This is a genomic window from Paenibacillus sp. S150 (genome assembly GCF_019352175.1).
GTDB lineage: Bacteria > Bacillota > Bacilli > Paenibacillales > Paenibacillaceae > Paenibacillus_AQ.
On record NZ_JACBYI010000014.1, the window covers coordinates 47,238 to 64,640 of the forward strand.

At 52.6% G+C, this 17,403-nt stretch carries 14 protein-coding genes; 9 read left to right on the plus strand and 5 right to left on the minus strand.

What is annotated here, in order from left to right:
- Positions 1–23 precede the first annotated feature (23 nt).
- Positions 24–959: a divergent polysaccharide deacetylase family protein gene (locus HYD27_RS14675; protein WP_219216342.1), complete on the plus strand. Its 936-nt coding sequence runs from the start codon at positions 24–26 to the stop codon at positions 957–959.
- On the opposite strand, the gene HYD27_RS14680 is transcribed toward HYD27_RS14675, so the two are convergent.
- Entirely contained in the window at positions 946–1,722 is a 777-nt protein-coding gene (locus HYD27_RS14680; protein ID WP_228745147.1) for an N-acetylmuramoyl-L-alanine amidase, read from the minus strand. The two genes, HYD27_RS14675 and HYD27_RS14680, sit on opposite strands and share 14 nt — an antisense overlap.
- 362 nt (positions 1,723–2,084) lie before the next feature.
- Between HYD27_RS14680 and HYD27_RS14685 the strand changes: the two genes are divergently transcribed.
- Complete coding sequence (locus HYD27_RS14685) at positions 2,085–2,303, plus strand: YqzE family protein (protein WP_219216344.1); 219 nt, start codon at positions 2,085–2,087, stop codon at positions 2,301–2,303.
- 1,550 nt (positions 2,304–3,853) lie between these two features.
- On the opposite strand, the gene HYD27_RS14690 is transcribed toward HYD27_RS14685, so the two are convergent.
- The 3 genes from HYD27_RS14690 to HYD27_RS14700 all read right to left on the minus strand — a co-directional run bounded on the left by HYD27_RS14690 (position 3,854) and on the right by HYD27_RS14700 (position 7,834).
- Positions 3,854–4,933 (minus strand): hypothetical protein, encoded by a 1,080-nt coding sequence (locus HYD27_RS14690; protein WP_219216345.1) that lies wholly within the window; start codon positions 4,931–4,933, stop codon positions 3,854–3,856.
- 139 nt (positions 4,934–5,072) lie between these two features.
- Positions 5,073–6,092, minus strand: a complete 1,020-nt coding sequence (locus tag HYD27_RS14695) for a YqhG family protein (RefSeq protein ID WP_219216348.1) — start codon at positions 6,090–6,092, stop codon at positions 5,073–5,075.
- Positions 6,089–7,834, minus strand: coding sequence for a DEAD/DEAH box helicase (locus HYD27_RS14700; protein ID WP_219216349.1), 1,746 nt, complete (start codon positions 7,832–7,834; stop codon positions 6,089–6,091). Before HYD27_RS14700 ends, HYD27_RS14695 begins: the two co-directional genes overlap by 4 nt.
- Before the next feature lie 436 nt (positions 7,835–8,270).
- Here HYD27_RS14700 and HYD27_RS14705 point away from each other — a divergent pair, with 436 nt between their 5' ends.
- From HYD27_RS14705 to HYD27_RS14735, 7 genes are all read left to right on the plus strand, one after another.
- On the plus strand, positions 8,271–10,916 hold the full coding sequence (locus HYD27_RS14705; RefSeq protein WP_219216351.1) for an adenosylcobalamin-dependent ribonucleoside-diphosphate reductase: 2,646 nt from the start codon (positions 8,271–8,273) through the stop codon (positions 10,914–10,916).
- 407 nt (positions 10,917–11,323) lie between these two features.
- Positions 11,324–13,411, plus strand: a complete 2,088-nt coding sequence (locus HYD27_RS14710) for a BglG family transcription antiterminator (RefSeq protein ID WP_219216352.1) — start codon at positions 11,324–11,326, stop codon at positions 13,409–13,411.
- A gap of 39 nt (positions 13,412–13,450) precedes the next feature.
- Complete coding sequence (locus tag HYD27_RS14715; RefSeq protein WP_219216353.1) at positions 13,451–13,759, plus strand: PTS sugar transporter subunit IIB; 309 nt, start codon at positions 13,451–13,453, stop codon at positions 13,757–13,759.
- Positions 13,760–13,788: 29 nt separating this feature from the next.
- A complete protein-coding gene (locus tag HYD27_RS14720) occupies positions 13,789–15,078 on the plus strand; it encodes a PTS sugar transporter subunit IIC (protein ID WP_219216354.1) in 1,290 nt (429 codons plus the stop codon).
- Between the two features lie 33 nt (positions 15,079–15,111).
- On the plus strand, positions 15,112–15,507 hold the full coding sequence (locus HYD27_RS14725; protein WP_219216355.1) for a tetratricopeptide repeat protein: 396 nt from the start codon (positions 15,112–15,114) through the stop codon (positions 15,505–15,507).
- 41 nt (positions 15,508–15,548) lie between these two features.
- The gene (locus HYD27_RS14730) at positions 15,549–16,415 is read left to right on the plus strand and encodes a class II fructose-bisphosphate aldolase (protein ID WP_219216356.1); all 867 of its coding nucleotides are present in this window, start codon (positions 15,549–15,551) and stop codon (positions 16,413–16,415) included.
- Between the two features lie 3 nt (positions 16,416–16,418).
- A complete protein-coding gene (locus HYD27_RS14735) occupies positions 16,419–17,042 on the plus strand; it encodes a P-loop nucleotide/nucleoside kinase family protein (protein ID WP_219216357.1) in 624 nt (207 codons plus the stop codon).
- A 117-nt stretch (positions 17,043–17,159) separates the two neighbouring features.
- Here the strand turns inward: HYD27_RS14735 and HYD27_RS14740 are convergent, their stop codons facing one another.
- Entirely contained in the window at positions 17,160–17,387 is a 228-nt protein-coding gene (locus tag HYD27_RS14740) for a TetR/AcrR family transcriptional regulator (RefSeq protein ID WP_219216358.1), read from the minus strand.
- Positions 17,388–17,403 lie beyond the last annotated feature (16 nt).

Here is a 17,403-nt window from a genome sequence, read left to right on the forward strand (position 1 = left end):
AGAACTCGAAGGAGGCGTTCCCTATGAACAAGGGCAACCGGCTGGTCAAACGCATAATGTTTTATTCTTGTGCTGCCATAGTTGCTGTATCGGCTGCGCTCAGTACTGCCGCTTCACCCGCTCTGGGAGCGGATATTATTCAAGGCTCCTATCACAGCAGTGTCTCAAAGGCTTCAGCTGCTTTGCTGGCTGAGCCCGCTCCGCCTGATGGCGGCCGCAGCACCCGCGCACAGCCGGCGGAGCATGCAAAGGGAAGCAGCCGTGTAGCGATCATCATCGATGATTTGGGCAACGGCATGCGGGGGACCGACGAGATGTTCGCGCTTCCGGTCAAGTTCACTGTGGCGGTAATGCCATTCCTGCCGACCTCGGAGAAGGATGCAAGACGTGCACATGAGCAAGGGCTGGATGTGCTGGTGCATCTGCCCATGGAGCCCCGCCGCGGCAAACCGGAATGGCTGGGTCCGGGTGCCGTGCTGACACGGATGAGCGATGCGGAGGTCCGCCAGCGGGTGGAGGCGGCGCTGGATAATGTTCCGTTTGCAATTGGAATCAACAATCACATGGGCTCCAAGGTGACCGGGGATGAACGGGTCATGGGCATTGTTCTGAGTGTCTGCAAGGAGCGCGGACTGTTCTTTGTGGACAGCCATACCAATTACCGTTCGGTTGCCGGAAGGATAGCCCGGGAAATAGGCTTGCCTCCGGTGGAAAATCACATCTTTCTGGATGATGTCCATACGGCAGGCCATGTGGCGAAGCAAATGCGGCTGGTGCAGGAACGGGCGCTGAACCAAAAATATTGTGTGACGATCGGACATGTCGGCCTTCAAGGCAAAGAAACCGCCGCGGGCATCCGCAGCGGCATTGCCGAGCTGAAGGACAGTGTTGAGTTTGTCGGTATTTCCGAGCTGGTCAAAGACCAGTGGAAATGGAATTCCAGTCTCACATTTCCATGAGATAGGCGGCAATGCCGCCTGCAATCGCTTCAGCTATTTCCTCCTGTCCCTTAGAACTGCACAGCTTGACCCGGTCGGCCGGACTGCTTATAAATCCCGCCTCAACGATAACCGTTGTGGCGGTTATTTTGTTGAGCAGATAGAAGGGCTTGCCCGCTCTTGGCTGGGCCTTCACAGTGTAGAGACGGTTCAGCTGGTCCTGTATGGACTGCGCCAGCATAAAGCTGCGTCCTTCCTGGCGGTATAAGACCAGCGGCCCGTGCTTGGCCGGTGAAGGGGCATAGTTAATATGAATGCTGACCACCAAATTCGCGGGCAGCGTTTCGGCCAGCTCTTTGCGCTGGGCCAGATCGCGCAGATGCCGGGAGGAGCTGCGCAGCCAGCGGTTCTCGTCACTGGGCGCGTAGTCTCCGGTCCGGTTCAGGATGACGTCAAAGCCATCGCTGCGCAGCAGCAGGAACAGGCGTTTAGAAATCGCCAGTGTAATGTCTTTTTCCAGAATGGAGCCGTGCGAGGTGCCGCCGTCAATTCCCCCATGCCCTGCGTCAATCAGAATGATCCGCTGATCGTGGCCCAGCATCTGCTGGCGTTCCGGCTGCACATCGGCCTCTGAAGGCTCATTAAGCGGCTGCGCTCCTGCAGGCGTTCCTGCCAGCAGCGACAACAGCAGTCCGGCAGCAGCCAGCAGCAGCCGTAGACGCCGGGTCTGTGTTATACAGGCGCCGGCAGCGTTTTGTGTTCTCATGTAATTAGAGCGTATCAATAGGATAACCTCCTTGCCCGGGATTGATCTGTGGAATGGATTCTTTGTTAGATTGTGCCGCAGCAGGCAAAGCTATACGAAAGACCGGCCAATGGTTTAGGGCAGGGCATAATGGAGCACACTAGAAGTGTGCTGAAAAAGTGTCCGGAGAGCCGATAAGGAGAGGAACAGCGAGAGCGGTCGCCTTTGCCGCCGGATTTCCCCATATAGGGGGCTACAAAATCCAAAAAATCCGGCTACAACAGCGGGCGGAAACCCCTACCCGGCCGTAGGAAACGACAAAATCACCACACTTCTAGATACATGCAGCTTGAGGCAAGCACAGGGGAATTTCCGATTCAAGGAAACGGGAGGTGATCCAGATGGCTTCAGGTGGAGATGATCTGGTGAAATATATCACGGAGAAGGTAGTCGTCTATATAGAAGACCCGAAGGGCAGCCGGGAACGGCGAAAGTCTGAGAAGCAGCCCTGGGCGGAAAAATGGTTCGGCATGCTCCCGCTCGGCTGGTCCATGTGGCGCAGCAAATGGGCACGCCGCAGCAAAAAAATTAAACAGCTCCCGGACGGCTTCGAGGAATAACAAAGCGGGACAGCGCATTCTCTAATCGTGCGGCATATCACATGAATCGTGCGGCATGTCGCATGGAGAAGCTTTATTTAGCGGTCCGGCGTCTCAGCTATAGATAGCTTATCTGCGGCAAAGAGCCTTCCCCAGCCGGTCTGTCCGGCATCAGGGGAAGGCTTTTATTTAAATATTACGCCAGAGTTTATATGCTCGGCACACTCAATTATCCTTCTATTTCTCGTTGAAACACGCCTTCCTGTACAAGGACGGCGTAGCCGTTTCTACTTGAAAGATAAGAATTTATCCTGAATTTCGAAGGTAAGCATCTACAAATCATCTAAAAGGCTCTACACGAAGGGATTTTTTGTGAAAAACAACTTGCACCCAATGGGTGAAGGAAAAAGAGGGGTTATCCCTTGTCCGATCTGGACTTGTTCAATTCACTTTCGAAATTCAGGTTTAGATGTTTTGGGCTCCCCGCAAAGTACCTGAGTCATCATCGAAGCCAAGGCCACGGGGACTGAAGCGAAGTGTAAAAAGTAACACTAATGGGCTGGAATTCTGGCTTTAACGGGCTTTAGTGGGATTTTGTACACTTAATGCAGACCCGTTCACCCCATATGGCTGATTTCAGCCGAATTAGTTGTACCTTTTCCCACTAGGGATGATCCAGTATCCGAATGCGCTACCTTAGTTGTACTTTTTACCACTAAAATAGCTGCCCTTTGGATGAATGTTTCAAGTTCATCTTAATGTAGGGCGTATTCCCCGTAAGGGAGAGAAAGGGATCGATCAGGGACCCTTTTTCCCCCTTACCCTTGCGAAAAAAGCGGCTGGGGGAATATGAAGTGACCGTTTCCGCTTGGCTTCCCGCCTGGCTTCAGCAGCAGCCTTACACCTGAAATGCAAACAGCTGCGCTGCCCGGTCAAGGACGGCGTAGCCGTTTCTACTTGTTGTCCGGGGGAAAATAAGATTTTTGTCTGTTGCAGATAAAGTATGTGTAAAGAGCTGGAGGTCAGTTAAAGGCGCGGTAGTCATGCTGTAGTACCTAAGGGTTGTCTTTGCAGAAGGAGCGGCGAAATTAGTGAGATGGAATGGAGAATGAAGTGGAATTAGGTTACTACTTAGGTACCCATATAGTGCATTTTGTACCAATTGGGATTTGAAACAATACATGTAGATGTTTATCGGGTCGAGTTGCGTTGAACGTAGTGCAAACTCAAATTTAAGTAGATAAAAAACACAACATAAAGTATTTAAGTAGCCTTTAAAATCAAAATGTTGTACCTAAGTAGTTACCTTTTTCCACTTGGCCTTCCCGATGGCTCCCAGAGGGAAGGCCAAGTGAATGGGAAAAGGTACGCTTCTCCGTCAAGGGGGAGCTGCAGAGTTGCGGCGCTGCAGGACGCAGGGGCTCAGATTCGCAGGGGTCTATAGGGCCGCAGCGCCGCAGATTCGCAGCGCCGCAGGAAGCAGGGGCGCAGCGCCCATGGGCCTATAGGGCCGCAGAGCCGCAGATTCGCAGCGCCGCAGCCGAATAGTTATTTTAGGCGGGAGCGACGCTTCAGTTGCCGGTGGAGCCTTTTGCCGCTGATGGAGCGGAGCCCGGCGCGGCACTGCCGGAAGCAGGCAGCTTATGCAGGGTGCCGCTGCCCTGGAGCATCTCAAGCGGGAGATACCGCTTGCCCTCCGGCCCGGATGCGGCGTAGAGAACGGAGGGGCTGCCGCTTGATGTGCTGCTGCCGGAGGGGGAAGAGCGCCAGATTTGGCAGCCGGTAATCATAAAGGGAGCTCCGAGCGCATCATTGCGGCCCGGGGACTGAAAGGCAAGGCTGCCGCCCGCAGCCAGCAGAAGCGCGAATCTGTCTCCGCTGAGCTTAGCCAAGGGCGGTGCTGACAGCCACAGCAAATCGGCATAGGGATCATCCTGTCCCCCGGTGCGGTAGACAGGAAGGGGCGAGTATCCGGCAGCCAGGCTGGAGACTGTGCCGGTTCCGGCAGCTTTTTCGCTGAGGACACCTTCCGCCTGGCTGGCACTCCAGGGCAGAACCTGCAGCTCTGATGCATTAATATACAGTGTCTTGCTGCCGAACGTTAATTCCCAGACTGGCAGCAGCGGAGCGTAGAGCGCCGTAAGTTCAAGTTCTCCTGCATAATTGGAAGGGATAAGTTCCTGCTGCACCAGAAACTGGTGCAGATCCTGCAAGCTGTAGGGGAGGCCGTAGCTTCCGGCTCCATATTCACTGAGCATATAACCGCCCTGGTCCTTGGCGGAGACAATCAGATAGCCGATCCGCTGCCCTCCATTCATGACATTCACCAGCCAGCTGTGGGTTCCGGGACCTAAAGGGAAATATTCAGTGTCCGCATTTTTCCAGCCGGTGAAGGGAGGATTGGCCGACAGCCTGCCGAGAGTCACCCGGGCGAAATCCTGCAGGGATTCCGGAGAAGCCGCTGTTCTCATCTCAAGTAAGGGCGAATGGGCTGCAGAGACGGCCTGTGTGACAGTTACCCGCTTTCCTGTGGCGGAAAGCTCTGCAGGAAACGAGGAGCCGGCCGAGAACAGAGTCAGGCCCAGAAACAGACAGAGGAGGAAGCGCGCGCGGTGGCCGAGCTTGTCCCGCTGCCTTGCTTTTATCTTCATTTGATCGTTCACCTTCCCAAATAGAAGTACTGATTATTATTGTAGAGGACAAGCTTCAAAAAGACTGTTGCTTGCTGTCGTGCGGCCGTGCGGGAATTCAGCTGTTTTTTTGCCTGCTTTTAGCGAGCAGGGTCGCATCTTATGTGCTGCGCAGGTTGAAGAGGCCGTACGTTATGGCAGAAACTGCAATCTGCGGCTCATACTGCCATTCCGTCTCCTGGCGGCGGCGGTTGTACTGCTCAAGGACAGCCTGCCGTTTCTCCTCGTCCTGCTCCTTGAGCAGCTCCCCGTAGTAAATATCCACAATGCCCAGCTCCAGCTGCAGCCGTTCGCGCGCTTCCTCGGCCCAGGTATAGTCCATGAGAGCCAGCTTGGAGGTCAGATAGCCCTCCAGTCTGTCGGCTCCGGCAGCAACAGTCAGCTCCGAGGGCTGAATATGGATATTCTCGGGCAAGCGGGGGGTAAGCTCCCTGGATGCCAGCCTGGCTTCAAAGTCAGGGACGATCAGCCCGGAGGTGAGCGAGACGCCGATGAAATGCAGCTCCTCCCGCTTCAAATCGCAGGTCATCTCCACCTTGTAGCAGACGCCGAGCCACGGCTCATAGGCTGCCGAGAACAAGGTCATCCGCTGCCTGCTTCCCGGGTCCTCGAACAGCTGCAGGCATTTGCCCTCGTCCCGGGCCGCAGCCCAGATCTGCCGCAGCCGCTTGCTGCCGTAGATGAGGTCCTCGCGCCTGATCATGCCCGGACCGATCCGGGGCAGCGCCGGAACGATCCCGAAGTAGCGGGCAAGGATGCTGTCCTGCGGATCAGCCGAGACCCCCGGCGGCGTCCCCGCCGCGGCACCGTTCTCCGCGCCGGCTTCCATCCCGGCCGCACCTGCACCGCGCGGCGGCCTGGAAGGCGGGGCCGCCTGCGCCGCCGCGGCCAGGCTGTCGTACTTCTCCGGGTCGAAGACGAAGGTGAAGGACAGCGTCTCGGGGTCGACGCCCGTCCGCTCGACGAACCCCCAATAATAGGGCCGCTCCGTAAGCATCCGGTCGGCGCGGGGCGAGAGCTTCACCGTCACATGCAGCGGCGACGCCTCGATAATCGAGCATTCCGTCGCTTCCAGGTAATCCATGACTTGCTGGCGTATTTCCTGAACGGTTAAGGTCATGGCTTTGCCCCGCTTTCCTTCTGAATATCTTGGGTAAGCTCGCTGATCGATTCGCCGAGTGTGTCCAGCCCGCTGCGCAGCTCCTCGTCGCTGCGGGCTTCGAGCATGATTTTATAGAGGCTTTTTTCCAGGGATTCCTTCTTCTCCAAACGCTCCAGAATGACATCCAGCCCGCCGATGACCATCTCGAACATGTTGATCTTCTCATGCAGCAGATGAAGAATATGCTCCTCGATCGTGCCCTCGGTGGAAAGATTGTAGATCATCACATCGTTCTCCTGGCCCAGCCGGTGCACCCGGCCAATCCGCTGCTCAACCCGCATCGGGTTCCAGGGCAGATCGAAATTGATCATATGGTGGCAGAACTGCAGGTTGATGCCCTCGCCCCCGGCTTCAGTGGCAATCATCACCTGGGCGCGTCCCCGGAAGAGGTCCATCATCCAGTCCTTTTTGCCCCGGTTCATCCCGCCGGAATAGGTAACGCACTGCAGCCCGTTCTCACGGAAGTACTGCAGCAAATATTCCTGGGTGGCCCTGTATTCGGTGAAGACAATCACCTTTTCGTTCATTTCGCGGATCAGCTCCATCGTTTTCTCCGCTTTGGTGTTCGTCTTGACCGTGCGGATGGTCTGGAGCAGGCCCATCATGCGCTCGCGCTTCGGCGAGTCGGCCGGCAGCTTCTTGATCAGGTTCACAAGGGTGATGAAGACCGCATCCCGGCTGCTGCACACCTCGCGCTGCAGCGTTACCAGGGAGAGCATGCTGCTGAGATTGCCGCCCGCTTCCTGATATTGGTCTTTGACAAAGGAAGTGACGCCGTCATATAAGACTTTCTCCTCCGGTGAGAGAGTGAGCGGAATATTGCGCACCTTGCGCTTCGTGAAGTTGACCGGGCCTTCGCCGCGGCGGTTGCGGATCATGACCTTGGAGAGCTCGCCCCGCAGCTGGACCTCGTTCTTCGGCTGGCGTTTGTCCACCACAAAATTGGTGGCAAAATCACCCTGATTCCCGAGCTGGCCCGGCTTCAGCAGCGTAATCAGGTTGAACAGCTCGCCGAGGTCGTTCTGGACGGGAGTGGCGGTGAGCAGCAGGCAGTATTTTTTGCGCAGCTGCTGGACGAACAGGTAGTTGGACGATTTCTTGTTCTTGAGCTTGTGGGCTTCGTCGATAATCAGCATGTCATACTCCTGACTCAGCAGCATCTCCTTGTGCGGATCACGCTTGGCGGTATCCATCGAGGCGACCACGATGTCGTTGCCCCATGAATAGGCCTTCTTCTGGGCTACAGCGGAAATGCCGAATTTGGTGTTCAGCTCGCGCACCCACTGGAGCACCAGCGAAGCGGGAACAAGGATGAGCACCTTGGCCACCAGTCCCCGCACCAGATATTCCTTCAGGACGAGCCCGGCTTCAATCGTTTTGCCAAGGCCGACCTCGTCGGCGAGAATGGCGCGTCCCGACATTTGGAACAGTACCTTATGGGCGGTATCGAGCTGGTGGGGAAGCGGAGACAGTCCGGACAGATGCTTCATGCACTGCAGCTCGTCAAAGCTGGTCACGAGGCCCGACTTCTCGCCTTGAATGGCCAGCCGGGATAACCTCCAGTCTCCCCAAGGTCCTCCCTTGTCCAGCCTTGATTCTAAATCATGCAGCCAGTTTCGCTCAAAAGACAGAGGAACTGGCAGCAGCGGGGCAGGGGTACTATCCTTCTCGGGCAAGGGATTGCGGAATAATTGCGTCATGTTGCAGCCTCCTCCGGCGCTTGGTTCATATCGAAATGCGTAGGAGTAGTATGCTCGTAAAAGAGAGAATTCATAACCTGCTATTTTCGGCCCGATGTTGTAAAATAACGAGCAAGAGGGAGTAAAAGTGCCATCTTTTGCCGATATTTCGCCGAGATGCTCCTATTTTCGAAAAAGACCTTCTACACAATATGTGGTATAGTTGAAACGCTGACTGGCACAATATATTGTTACAAATGCTTGAAATTTTGATTACAACGTTCATTTTAAGGTTACTTTTTATTGACAAGGGAAACTTCCTGCTTATACGCCCGCTGCGGCCAATACCACTGAAGTTTCTTGCTGAAGTATAGGGAATTGCAGGCTCAGCCCCATGAAGCATCCTTGTATTTCTTGGTGAAGATTTACATATCACAATATCCGGGAGGTTTTTCTATTGAGTACAGTGGAACGCAAACAGCGTCTTGAAGGTCTGAGCGAAAAAATATTTTTGGACCGCTACGCCTGGAAGGATGCGGATACCAGCAATGCCAAGGTGGGCGATGTAGTGCTTGTGCTGACCAAGGACGATCCGAAATTCCCGACCAAGGAAGTCGGGGAGATTGTGGAACGCAACGGGCGCATCGTTACGGTAAAGACCCGCAGCGGCGAGCTTGTGCAATCGGATGTAGAAAAGCTGACGCTTAACATAGAGAAGACACCGGAAGAAATGTGGGACCGGCTCGCTGCCGCCATGGCTTCGGTTGAGAAAACGCCCGAGCTGCAGGAGGAATGGACAGGCAAATTCCGCTCGATTCTCGATGACTGGAAGCTCGTTCCGGGCGGGCGTATCGCCGCAGGCGCCGGAGCAAGCGAAGAGCTGACACTGTTCAACTGCTATGTCGTGCCTTCGCCCAAAGACAGCCGGGGCGGCATCATGGAGACGCTGTCCGAAATGACCGAGATTATGGCCCGCGGCGGCGGCGTTGGCATCAACCTGTCCTCGCTCCGTCCGCGCCGCGCCATCGTCAGAGGCGTTAACGGCTCGTCCAGCGGCTCCGTATCCTGGGGCGGATTGTTCAGCTACACGACAGGGCTTATTGAGCAGGGCGGCAGCCGCCGCGGCGCACTGATGCTGATGATCAATGACTGGCATCCCGATGTTGTCGATTTCATCACCGTGAAGCAGACGATGGGCCAGGTGACCAATGCGAACCTGTCCGTGTGCGTCAGCAACTCCTTTATGAAGGCCGTGAAGGAGGATCTGGACTGGGAGCTGGTATTCCCGGATACGACCGATCCCGATTACGATACGGTCTGGGACGGCGATCTGGATAAATGGAAGGCCGATGGCCGGGCCGTGATTCCTTACCGCACAGTCAAGGCGCGGGATGTATGGCATACGATTATTGAATCGGCCTGGAAATCGGCTGAGCCGGGCGTCGTGTTCATGGAGTATTACAACCAGATGTCCAACAGCTGGTACTTCAATCCCATCATCTGCACCAATCCGTGCGGCGAGCAGGGTCTGCCGGGCTGGGGCGTGTGCAATCTGTCCGCCGTCAACCTCTCCAGGTTCTACGATGCGGAGAACCATGATGTGGATTGGGCCAATCTTGCGACGACTACCCGTTATTCCGTGCGTTTCCTGGACAACGTGATTGACAAGACGCCGTACCATTTCCCGGAAAATGAAGCCAATCAGCGCAAGGAACGCCGCGTCGGCCTGGGAACCATGGGCCTGGCCGAGCTGATGATCAAGCTGAACATCCGCTACGGCAGTCCGGAATCGCTGGAGTTTCTGGACAAGCTCTATGGCTTCATGGCCCGCGAAGCTTATCTGGCCTCGTCCGAAATTGCCGGTGAGAAGGGTTCCTTCCAGGCCTTTGACACCGAGAAATATCTGCTGAGCGGCTTCATGAAAAACATCACCGAAACCTACCCTGAAGTCGGTGAATCGATCCGCAGGCACGGCATGCGCAACGTTACCGTTATCACCCAGGCGCCTACCGGCAGCACGGGGACCATGGTTGGCACATCGACCGGCATCGAGCCTTATTTTGCCTTCAAATACTTCCGCCAGAGCCGTCTCGGCTACGACGAGCAGTTCGTGCCGATTGCCCAGGAATGGCTGGAAGCCCATCCGGGCGAGGACCTTCCCGATTACTTTGTGACCTCGATGGATCTGTCGGCCAAGGATCATATCCGCGCACAGGCGGCGATCCAGCGCTGGGTGGACAGCTCCATCTCCAAGACGGCGAACTGCCCGTCGGACTTCACGGTTGAAGAAACGGCGGAGCTGTATGAAATGGCCTTCGATCTGGGCTGCAAGGGCGTAACGATCTACCGCGACGGCAGCCGTGACGTACAGGTGCTGGAAACCTCGAAGAAGGAAGACAAGAAGGCTGCTCCGGTCCCGGAAGCCGCAGCTCCGGCAGCTGAACCGGCTGCAACTGCAAGCACAGCGGCAGCTCCTGCACCGCAAGCCGCGGCCGCGAGCGGCGTAGACAAACAATACAAAAAACGCCCGCAGGTCCTGCGCGGCGCTACCTACAAGATCAACACGCCGTTCGGCATGGCGTATATCACCATCAATGACCTGGACGGCATTCCGGCCGAAATCTTCCTGAATGTCGGCAAGGCCGGCTCCGATGTCTTCGCCATGGCCGAAGCGCTGGGCCGTGTCTGCTCGCTGTTCCTGCGCTACGGCGACCACGGCGAGAAGGTTGAGCTGCTGATCAAGCATCTCAAGGGCATCGGCGGCTCCGGCGCCATCGGCTTCGGCGCGAACCGCGTCGAGTCCATCGCCGACGCGGTAGCGAAGGCACTGGAGACGCATGTGCAGAACAATGCACATGACGACCACGCGGCCGCTCCAATCGCGGCCACCCTGGAGCTGGAGGATTTCACCGAAGCCCTGAACGCAGAGCTGAAATCCAGCGTGCCGGCGGCGGCCTCCACCGATGACGCCCACGGCGGCCACGGCTCACACAGCCATGCCGCCGCCTCCCGCGACCTCTGCCCATCCTGCGGCAGCGCCTCGCTGATCAACATCGAGGGCTGCAAGACCTGCGGGAATTGCGGATATAGCCGCTGCGGGTAAGTGGATGCAATCTAACATTAACGCATGGAAATCAGTGGTACTGAGTTTTAAATGAACACAATAAAAGTCCCGGTTAGGAACTTCCTATATCGGGACTTTTTGATGTAATAAATAATACAAGGAAAGAACAGATTTTTACTTCTGGAAAGTGACCGTAGAGCCGATCTTCCCGGTATATCTATCGTTTATGAATCCGGCTTCTTTTGCGTGGCGGCGCTTTTGCAGACCTTCAGCCTTAGAACTGTACTCCATTCCGAATCGCTCATTTCCTCCACGCGGATGGAGTACAATGCCTGCAGCACAGAATTTAGAGCGCTTACATTTCTGCAATCTCAAGTTGCAAAAAGATGTACTAAACTTTCTTAATTTGGACACCTATAATCAGATTATGAAAGGAGCCAACCTTCATGAAGGAACGTACACAGCGAATATTTTCCAGATTTCTAAGAGTAAATACGCCTTTGACTTTTGAAGACTTGAGCAAAGAATTTCATATTAGTGAACGAACTTTACGGAATGAACTGCTGCTGATCAATGAATATCTGGCTGAGAATAATTATCCTGCGGTGACGACTTCACGAGGCCAGGGAATGAAGCTGGTTCTGCCAGATCAGACAACGCAGAAGCTGCTGGCGCAAGTCGGCGGCCATACGGACAAAGATTATTACCGGCCGGATGAACGGTTTCTGGCTCTGCTGCTGGAGATTGCCGATACGACAAGGACCACGCTGCTATATGAAATGGAGAGAAAGCTGCAGGTATCCAAGAGTACGCTGGATGAAGATATGCGCAAGCTCCGCCAATATTTATATCAGTATGGAACCTCGGTAGTGAGTTTAACGAAGCAGGGAATTGTATTGCAAGGCGATGAGCGGTCGATCCGGTCTATGCTGTACGAAGTCATGAACAGCATGACAGATATTGACCAGCTGATGAGATATGAAAGAACGGATGCTGCAAGCTTCGCGCTGGAATATCTGGACCCGCAAGTGCTGCAGCAGCTCGGCCATCATTACGATGAATTACTGAAAAAGTCCAGCGCAGAGGCAAATCAGCTGTACCGCAACCAGATCATCCTGTTTGTAGCCACATGGGTGAGGCGCGTGCAGGGGGGCAATACAGTCAATGATTCAACTAAAGCGAGGGCGGAAATTAAGGAAGGTCCGGTCCGAAGTTTCGTAGATGCGGTTTGCGAAGACTTCTCCCTATACCCGTCGCTCAATGAAATTAAATATATTACCTTTACTATTGAATCGTTCAAGCCCAAGGATATGAACAGTTCGTCGGATTGGGTTGCGGCACAATTGCTGGCAATTCAGTTAATCGGGCATGTGGAGAAGGTAACGGGGATTCCTTTTTCCCAGGAAGAAGAAGATTTATATGAAGGCTTGTATAAGCATATCAACGGACTGTTAAGCAGAGCCAAGAATGAGCTGCAAGTATTCAATCCTTTGAAGGACACGATAAAAGAGACCTACGCAGCCATATATAATGCGGTAGCCTGCTTCAGCAGGCGGATTGAGGATTACACCAAGAAGTCGTTGCCGGAAGATGAGATTGGCTTTCTAACCGTGTATTTCTCTACCTCGGCAAGCCGGATGAACCAGGAAGAACAATATGTGTATCAGGCGGTTGTGATCTGCAACCATGGAATTTCAACCGGAAAGCTGCTGGCCGCCAATTTGAAAAAGCATTTCAACATCGAGATTATAGCGGTCTTAAGCTCGTATGAACTCACTTTCATCGACAAACTGGATGCAGACTTGATCTTTACGACCATTTCGATCGAGTATCCAAGAAAACCTATTCTTTTATTGAACCCGATTCTTATGGAAAGTGACAAGAAGGAATTGAAAGCGTTCTTAAATAATCATAAGGACAAAAGAAGAAAGATTTCCAACAAGCTGGATGCCACAAAGCTCATGCAAGATGTTCTGGCGTTAATTACAGACAGCGGCGGTATCATCACACCGGAAGGCTATCAGCGAGTTGAGGAGACCTTCAAGCAGCATCATCTGAAAATTAATACAAGGGAGATACAGCCGATGTTACAAGATGTTCTATACGATTCCAATATATTGCTCAATCAGGAAGGGGAAAACTGGAAGGAGGTGATTACCAAGGTTGCACTGCCCCTATTGAATGATGAGGTCATTGAAGAGCGGTATATCAATGCCATGATCAGATCGGTTGAAGAATTCGGGCCGTATATCGTTGTAGGCAAGCATTTAGCGTTAGCGCACGCGCGGCCGGAAGACGGAGTGAAGAAATTGGGCATCAGCGTCATGACTTTAAAGGAACCGGTCCATTTCGGACATCCTGACAATGATCCTGTCAAAATGGTGTTTTGCTTAGCTGCAGTGAATTCTCATTCACATATAAAGATAATGAAAAGTCTCGTTGAGCTGATTGATGATACAGAGAAATTGAGCAAGTTATTCGTCGCAGAAGATGTAAAGACATTCAATGAGGTGCTGCACGAAGAGATTCATTAAATCTAAAACCAATATTGTATGGCCAAAGGAGAGAGTAATATGCAAAAAGTAAAAATCTTGTTCGTATGCGGAGCGGGTCTGGGAAGCAGTTTTGCCTGCCAAATGGCGGCTGAGGACGTTCTGAAGAAGATTGGCGTTGAAGCCAAACTGGATCATAGCGATATTTCCTCTGCTGTATCCAACAAACCGGACATTATCATGACCGCCCTGAATTTTCAGAAGCAATTCGAGAAATTCTCAATAGATCCTAAACAGACGACAATTATCTATCTGAAGAATATCGTGTCCAAACAGGAGATTGAAGAGAAAATCGTTCCGGTGCTACAGGAAAAGGGCGTTTTAGCTTGAAAAATTCCTGAAAGAAAAGGCGGGGAACCATGGGAGTAATTAACTTTATTATTCAGAATATTTTGACCCAGGCATCCATTACAGTCGCACTAATCGCCATGCTCGGATTGATCCTGCAGAAAAAGTCCGTAGGACAGATTATTTCGGGATCGCTCAAGACGCTGCTGGGATTTATGGTACTATCGGCAGGCTCCGGTATTATCGTCGGCAGCTTAACCTACTTCGGAAAAGTTTTCACTGAAGGCTTCCATATGCAAGGAATTATTCCTTCGATTGAGGCTATTAACGGCCAGGCTATGAACGAACTCGGCTTGGGCCGTGATATCGCTCTAACCTTCCTGGCGATCTTCGTATTCAATGTGCTGATTGCCCGGTTTACCAAGTGGAAGTATATTTTCCTGACAGGTCAGGCTATTCTCTGGATGTCTACCATGACAACGGTGTTCGGTTACTTTGCAGGTCTGCGCGGCATTGCCCTGATTTTGGCAGGGGGGTTCATTGGAGGCGTCTTTGCCGTAGCCATGCCGGCGATTGCCCAGCCGTTCGTCCGTAAGATTACAGGGATGGACGATATTGCCCTTGGACATTTTTGTACGGTCGGCTATGTATTTGAAGCGGGTGTAGCGAAGCTCTTCGGTGAACGCGGAGAGAATAAAAAATCGGTTGAAGATATCAGGCTGCCCACCCAGTTTGAGTTCCTGCAGGATACGTATCTCTCCCTGATGGTCGTTATGGTTCCGCTCTATATCATTGCGGCAGCGTTTGCAGGACCGGAGTTTGGTGCCGCCTTATCCGGAAGTACGAATTACATGATGTATGCATTCATGCAATCCATTCAATTCGTCGTTGGGGTATACGTCCTGCTTGCTGGTGTTCGCTTGCTGCTCGGTGAGATTGTTCCAGCTTTCCGGGGAATCGCGATGCGCCTCGTTCCGAATGCGGTGCCTGCGCTGGACTGCCCGGTACTGTTCCCGTACAGCCCTAACGCTGTAATCGTAGGCTTCATCACCACGACGATCGGTTCCATTATTGCTATGTTTGTCCTGCCTGTCTTTGGGTGGGCGATGATTCTGCCGGGCATATTGACCAACTTCTTTGCGGGCGGTACTGCCGGAATCTTCGGCAACCTGACAGGCGGACGCCGCGGGGCGATTATCGGAGGCATTTTCCACGGATTCTTTATCACGCTGCTGCCGGCGCTGCTCGTTACTGTTTTTAACAACATGGGCTTCGTCAATGCAACAGCGACAGATGTGGATACCGTAAGCGCCGCCCTGCTCTATGCCTGGATTATCGGGCCGCTGATGAAAGCATTCTAGCATTCAAAAAAGTGATGGCGGGAGGTTTAGGCAATGCTTGGATTCGGCAAGAAGAAAATTAAAGAACCGAAGGATGAAGCCGTAGAACACGTATTGACGGAAGAACGCAAGCAGGAATTGCTGTCCGCAATCTCTTCAAAGGAGGAGGCGTTAGGCGGGCAATCTGAAGCGGAACAATCCAAAGTCTATGGAGAGATCGGCCTGGCTTACAACGAGCTGGGGAATGAGGATCAGGCGATGGTGGCGCTGGAGAAAAGCCTGCAGCTCAAAAAATCTGTCGGAGACGTCTACAAGACCCTATTGAAGCTGTATAACAAAAAACGCGCAGAGGCGGCTAAAGCTAACGATGAACAGTCTCTGCAGGCATATCTCAAGAAAATGGATCAGTTGATGCAGATTTCCAAGGATGTTACGCGAGGCGTGCACTGAAGAAAAACCCGTTATAGACAAATATTTGAGGAGGAATCATCATGTATATTACTTTAAAAGAGGCAACCCGCAGAGCAGAGGAATTGAATTATACGGTCGGCGCCTTTAACGCGCACAATCTGGAGATGCTGCCGGACATGATCCGGGCCGCTAAAGAGCAGGGGGCGCCGATTATTATTCAGACCAGTATCGACACAGCGAAATATGTAGGCCATGAGAACTTCGTGGCGGTCTGCAAAGCCATGGCTACCTCAGAAATGGTGGATGTCGTGCTGCATCTGGATCATGCCAGAGACTTCAATGATATAAAAGAAGCGATTGATAAAGGATTTACGTCCGTGATGTATGATGGTTCCCATCTGCCATTCAAAGAGAATATTATGAAGACAAGAGCTGTCGTTGATTATGCGCATAGACATAATGTATCCGTTGAGGGTGAGCTTGGGACTATCGGCGGTACAGAAGAAGGCATCCATGTGGATGAAGATCAGAGGATTTATACGGATCCTCAGGATGCTGTGGAGTTCGTGAAAGCAACAGGCGTGGATGCCTTGGCGATTGCGATCGGCACGAATCATGGCCAATACAAATCCAAGACGCAAGTGAACATCCCCCTGCTTAAAGAAATCAATGCGGCCGTCGATGTGCCTCTGGTTATTCATGGCGGTACGGGCGTTAACGAAGAGGATATTCATGAACTCATTGACAATGGAATCCGCAAGTTCAATGTCGGTACAGAGCTGCTGGTGACCTGGACGCGGATCGCGAAAGAAACTTTTAATGAAACCAAAGTGAACAAATCGCTGCGCCACAATATCATCCCGTGCAATGAAGCCGTGAAAGAAATTGTGAAGCACAAGATCGGTATTTTCATGAATAAAGAAGGCCGTCTTAATACCGTGAGATAAGTTATGAACAGAGTGTTAATATTATTGGCCGGCCTGCCGGGTACGGGGAAAACGTATCTTGGGAATATCCTGAACGATTATTTCGGCGCTTTTTATATGCTGTCTCAGGATAGTCTGAAAGAAAACTTAGCGGATGTATATGGTTTTTCAAACCTTGAGGAGAAGCGGGAAATTGAAAAGAAGGCCTGGTTCTTGTACTTTGAGACGATGGAGCAGCAGATGCGCGCCGGAAGCAATCTCATATCCGATTATCCCTTCAGCCAGAAGCAGAAGCCGCGTATTCAGAAATTGGCGGAACGGTACAACTATAAAGTGCTGACTATTCGCTTAACCGCAGAACCGGATGTTCTGTATGAACGGCAAAAAAAGCGGGATCTGGACCCGACAAGGCACCTAAGCCATATCGTTACTTCATATAACAAGGAGATTTCTTTACTTGACCGGAATGCAGCTGACCATATACTAACCAAGGAGGAATTCATCCAGAGATGCGTGGCGAGAGGATATGACACATTCGAACTGGGGAAGGTCTACGAAGTGGATGTAACCGATTATTCAGCAGTGGATTATCCGAAGCTGCTTCAGGAGATTAAACAGTGGGATGAGAGCAGCAGCGGGGAGAATTGAATAAGGTTCTGTAGGCCGGAATGATTGCGATCAAGCCGGCCTTTTTGTTAATGAATGGTGCAGACTCTCTTGCTCTGGGTTGAGGGGACTATTTAAAGGACATTCATGTTTTTGCAGTTATTTATCGTAGAGAACGGGTTTGAACACCGACTCCATTTGGTACAGCACAACATCCGATTTATCATCAAACAGACGATAGAAGGTCGCTCTGCCCACGCCGGACACGCAGATGATCTGTGTGATGGAGATATCGTTATAATCCTGTATTTGCGTCAGTTTTTCCATGCCCAGGCAAATAAGCTTGGCAGATTGTGTTTTTCGCTTATCATTTCCGATCCGATACATTACCCTCACTCCTGTT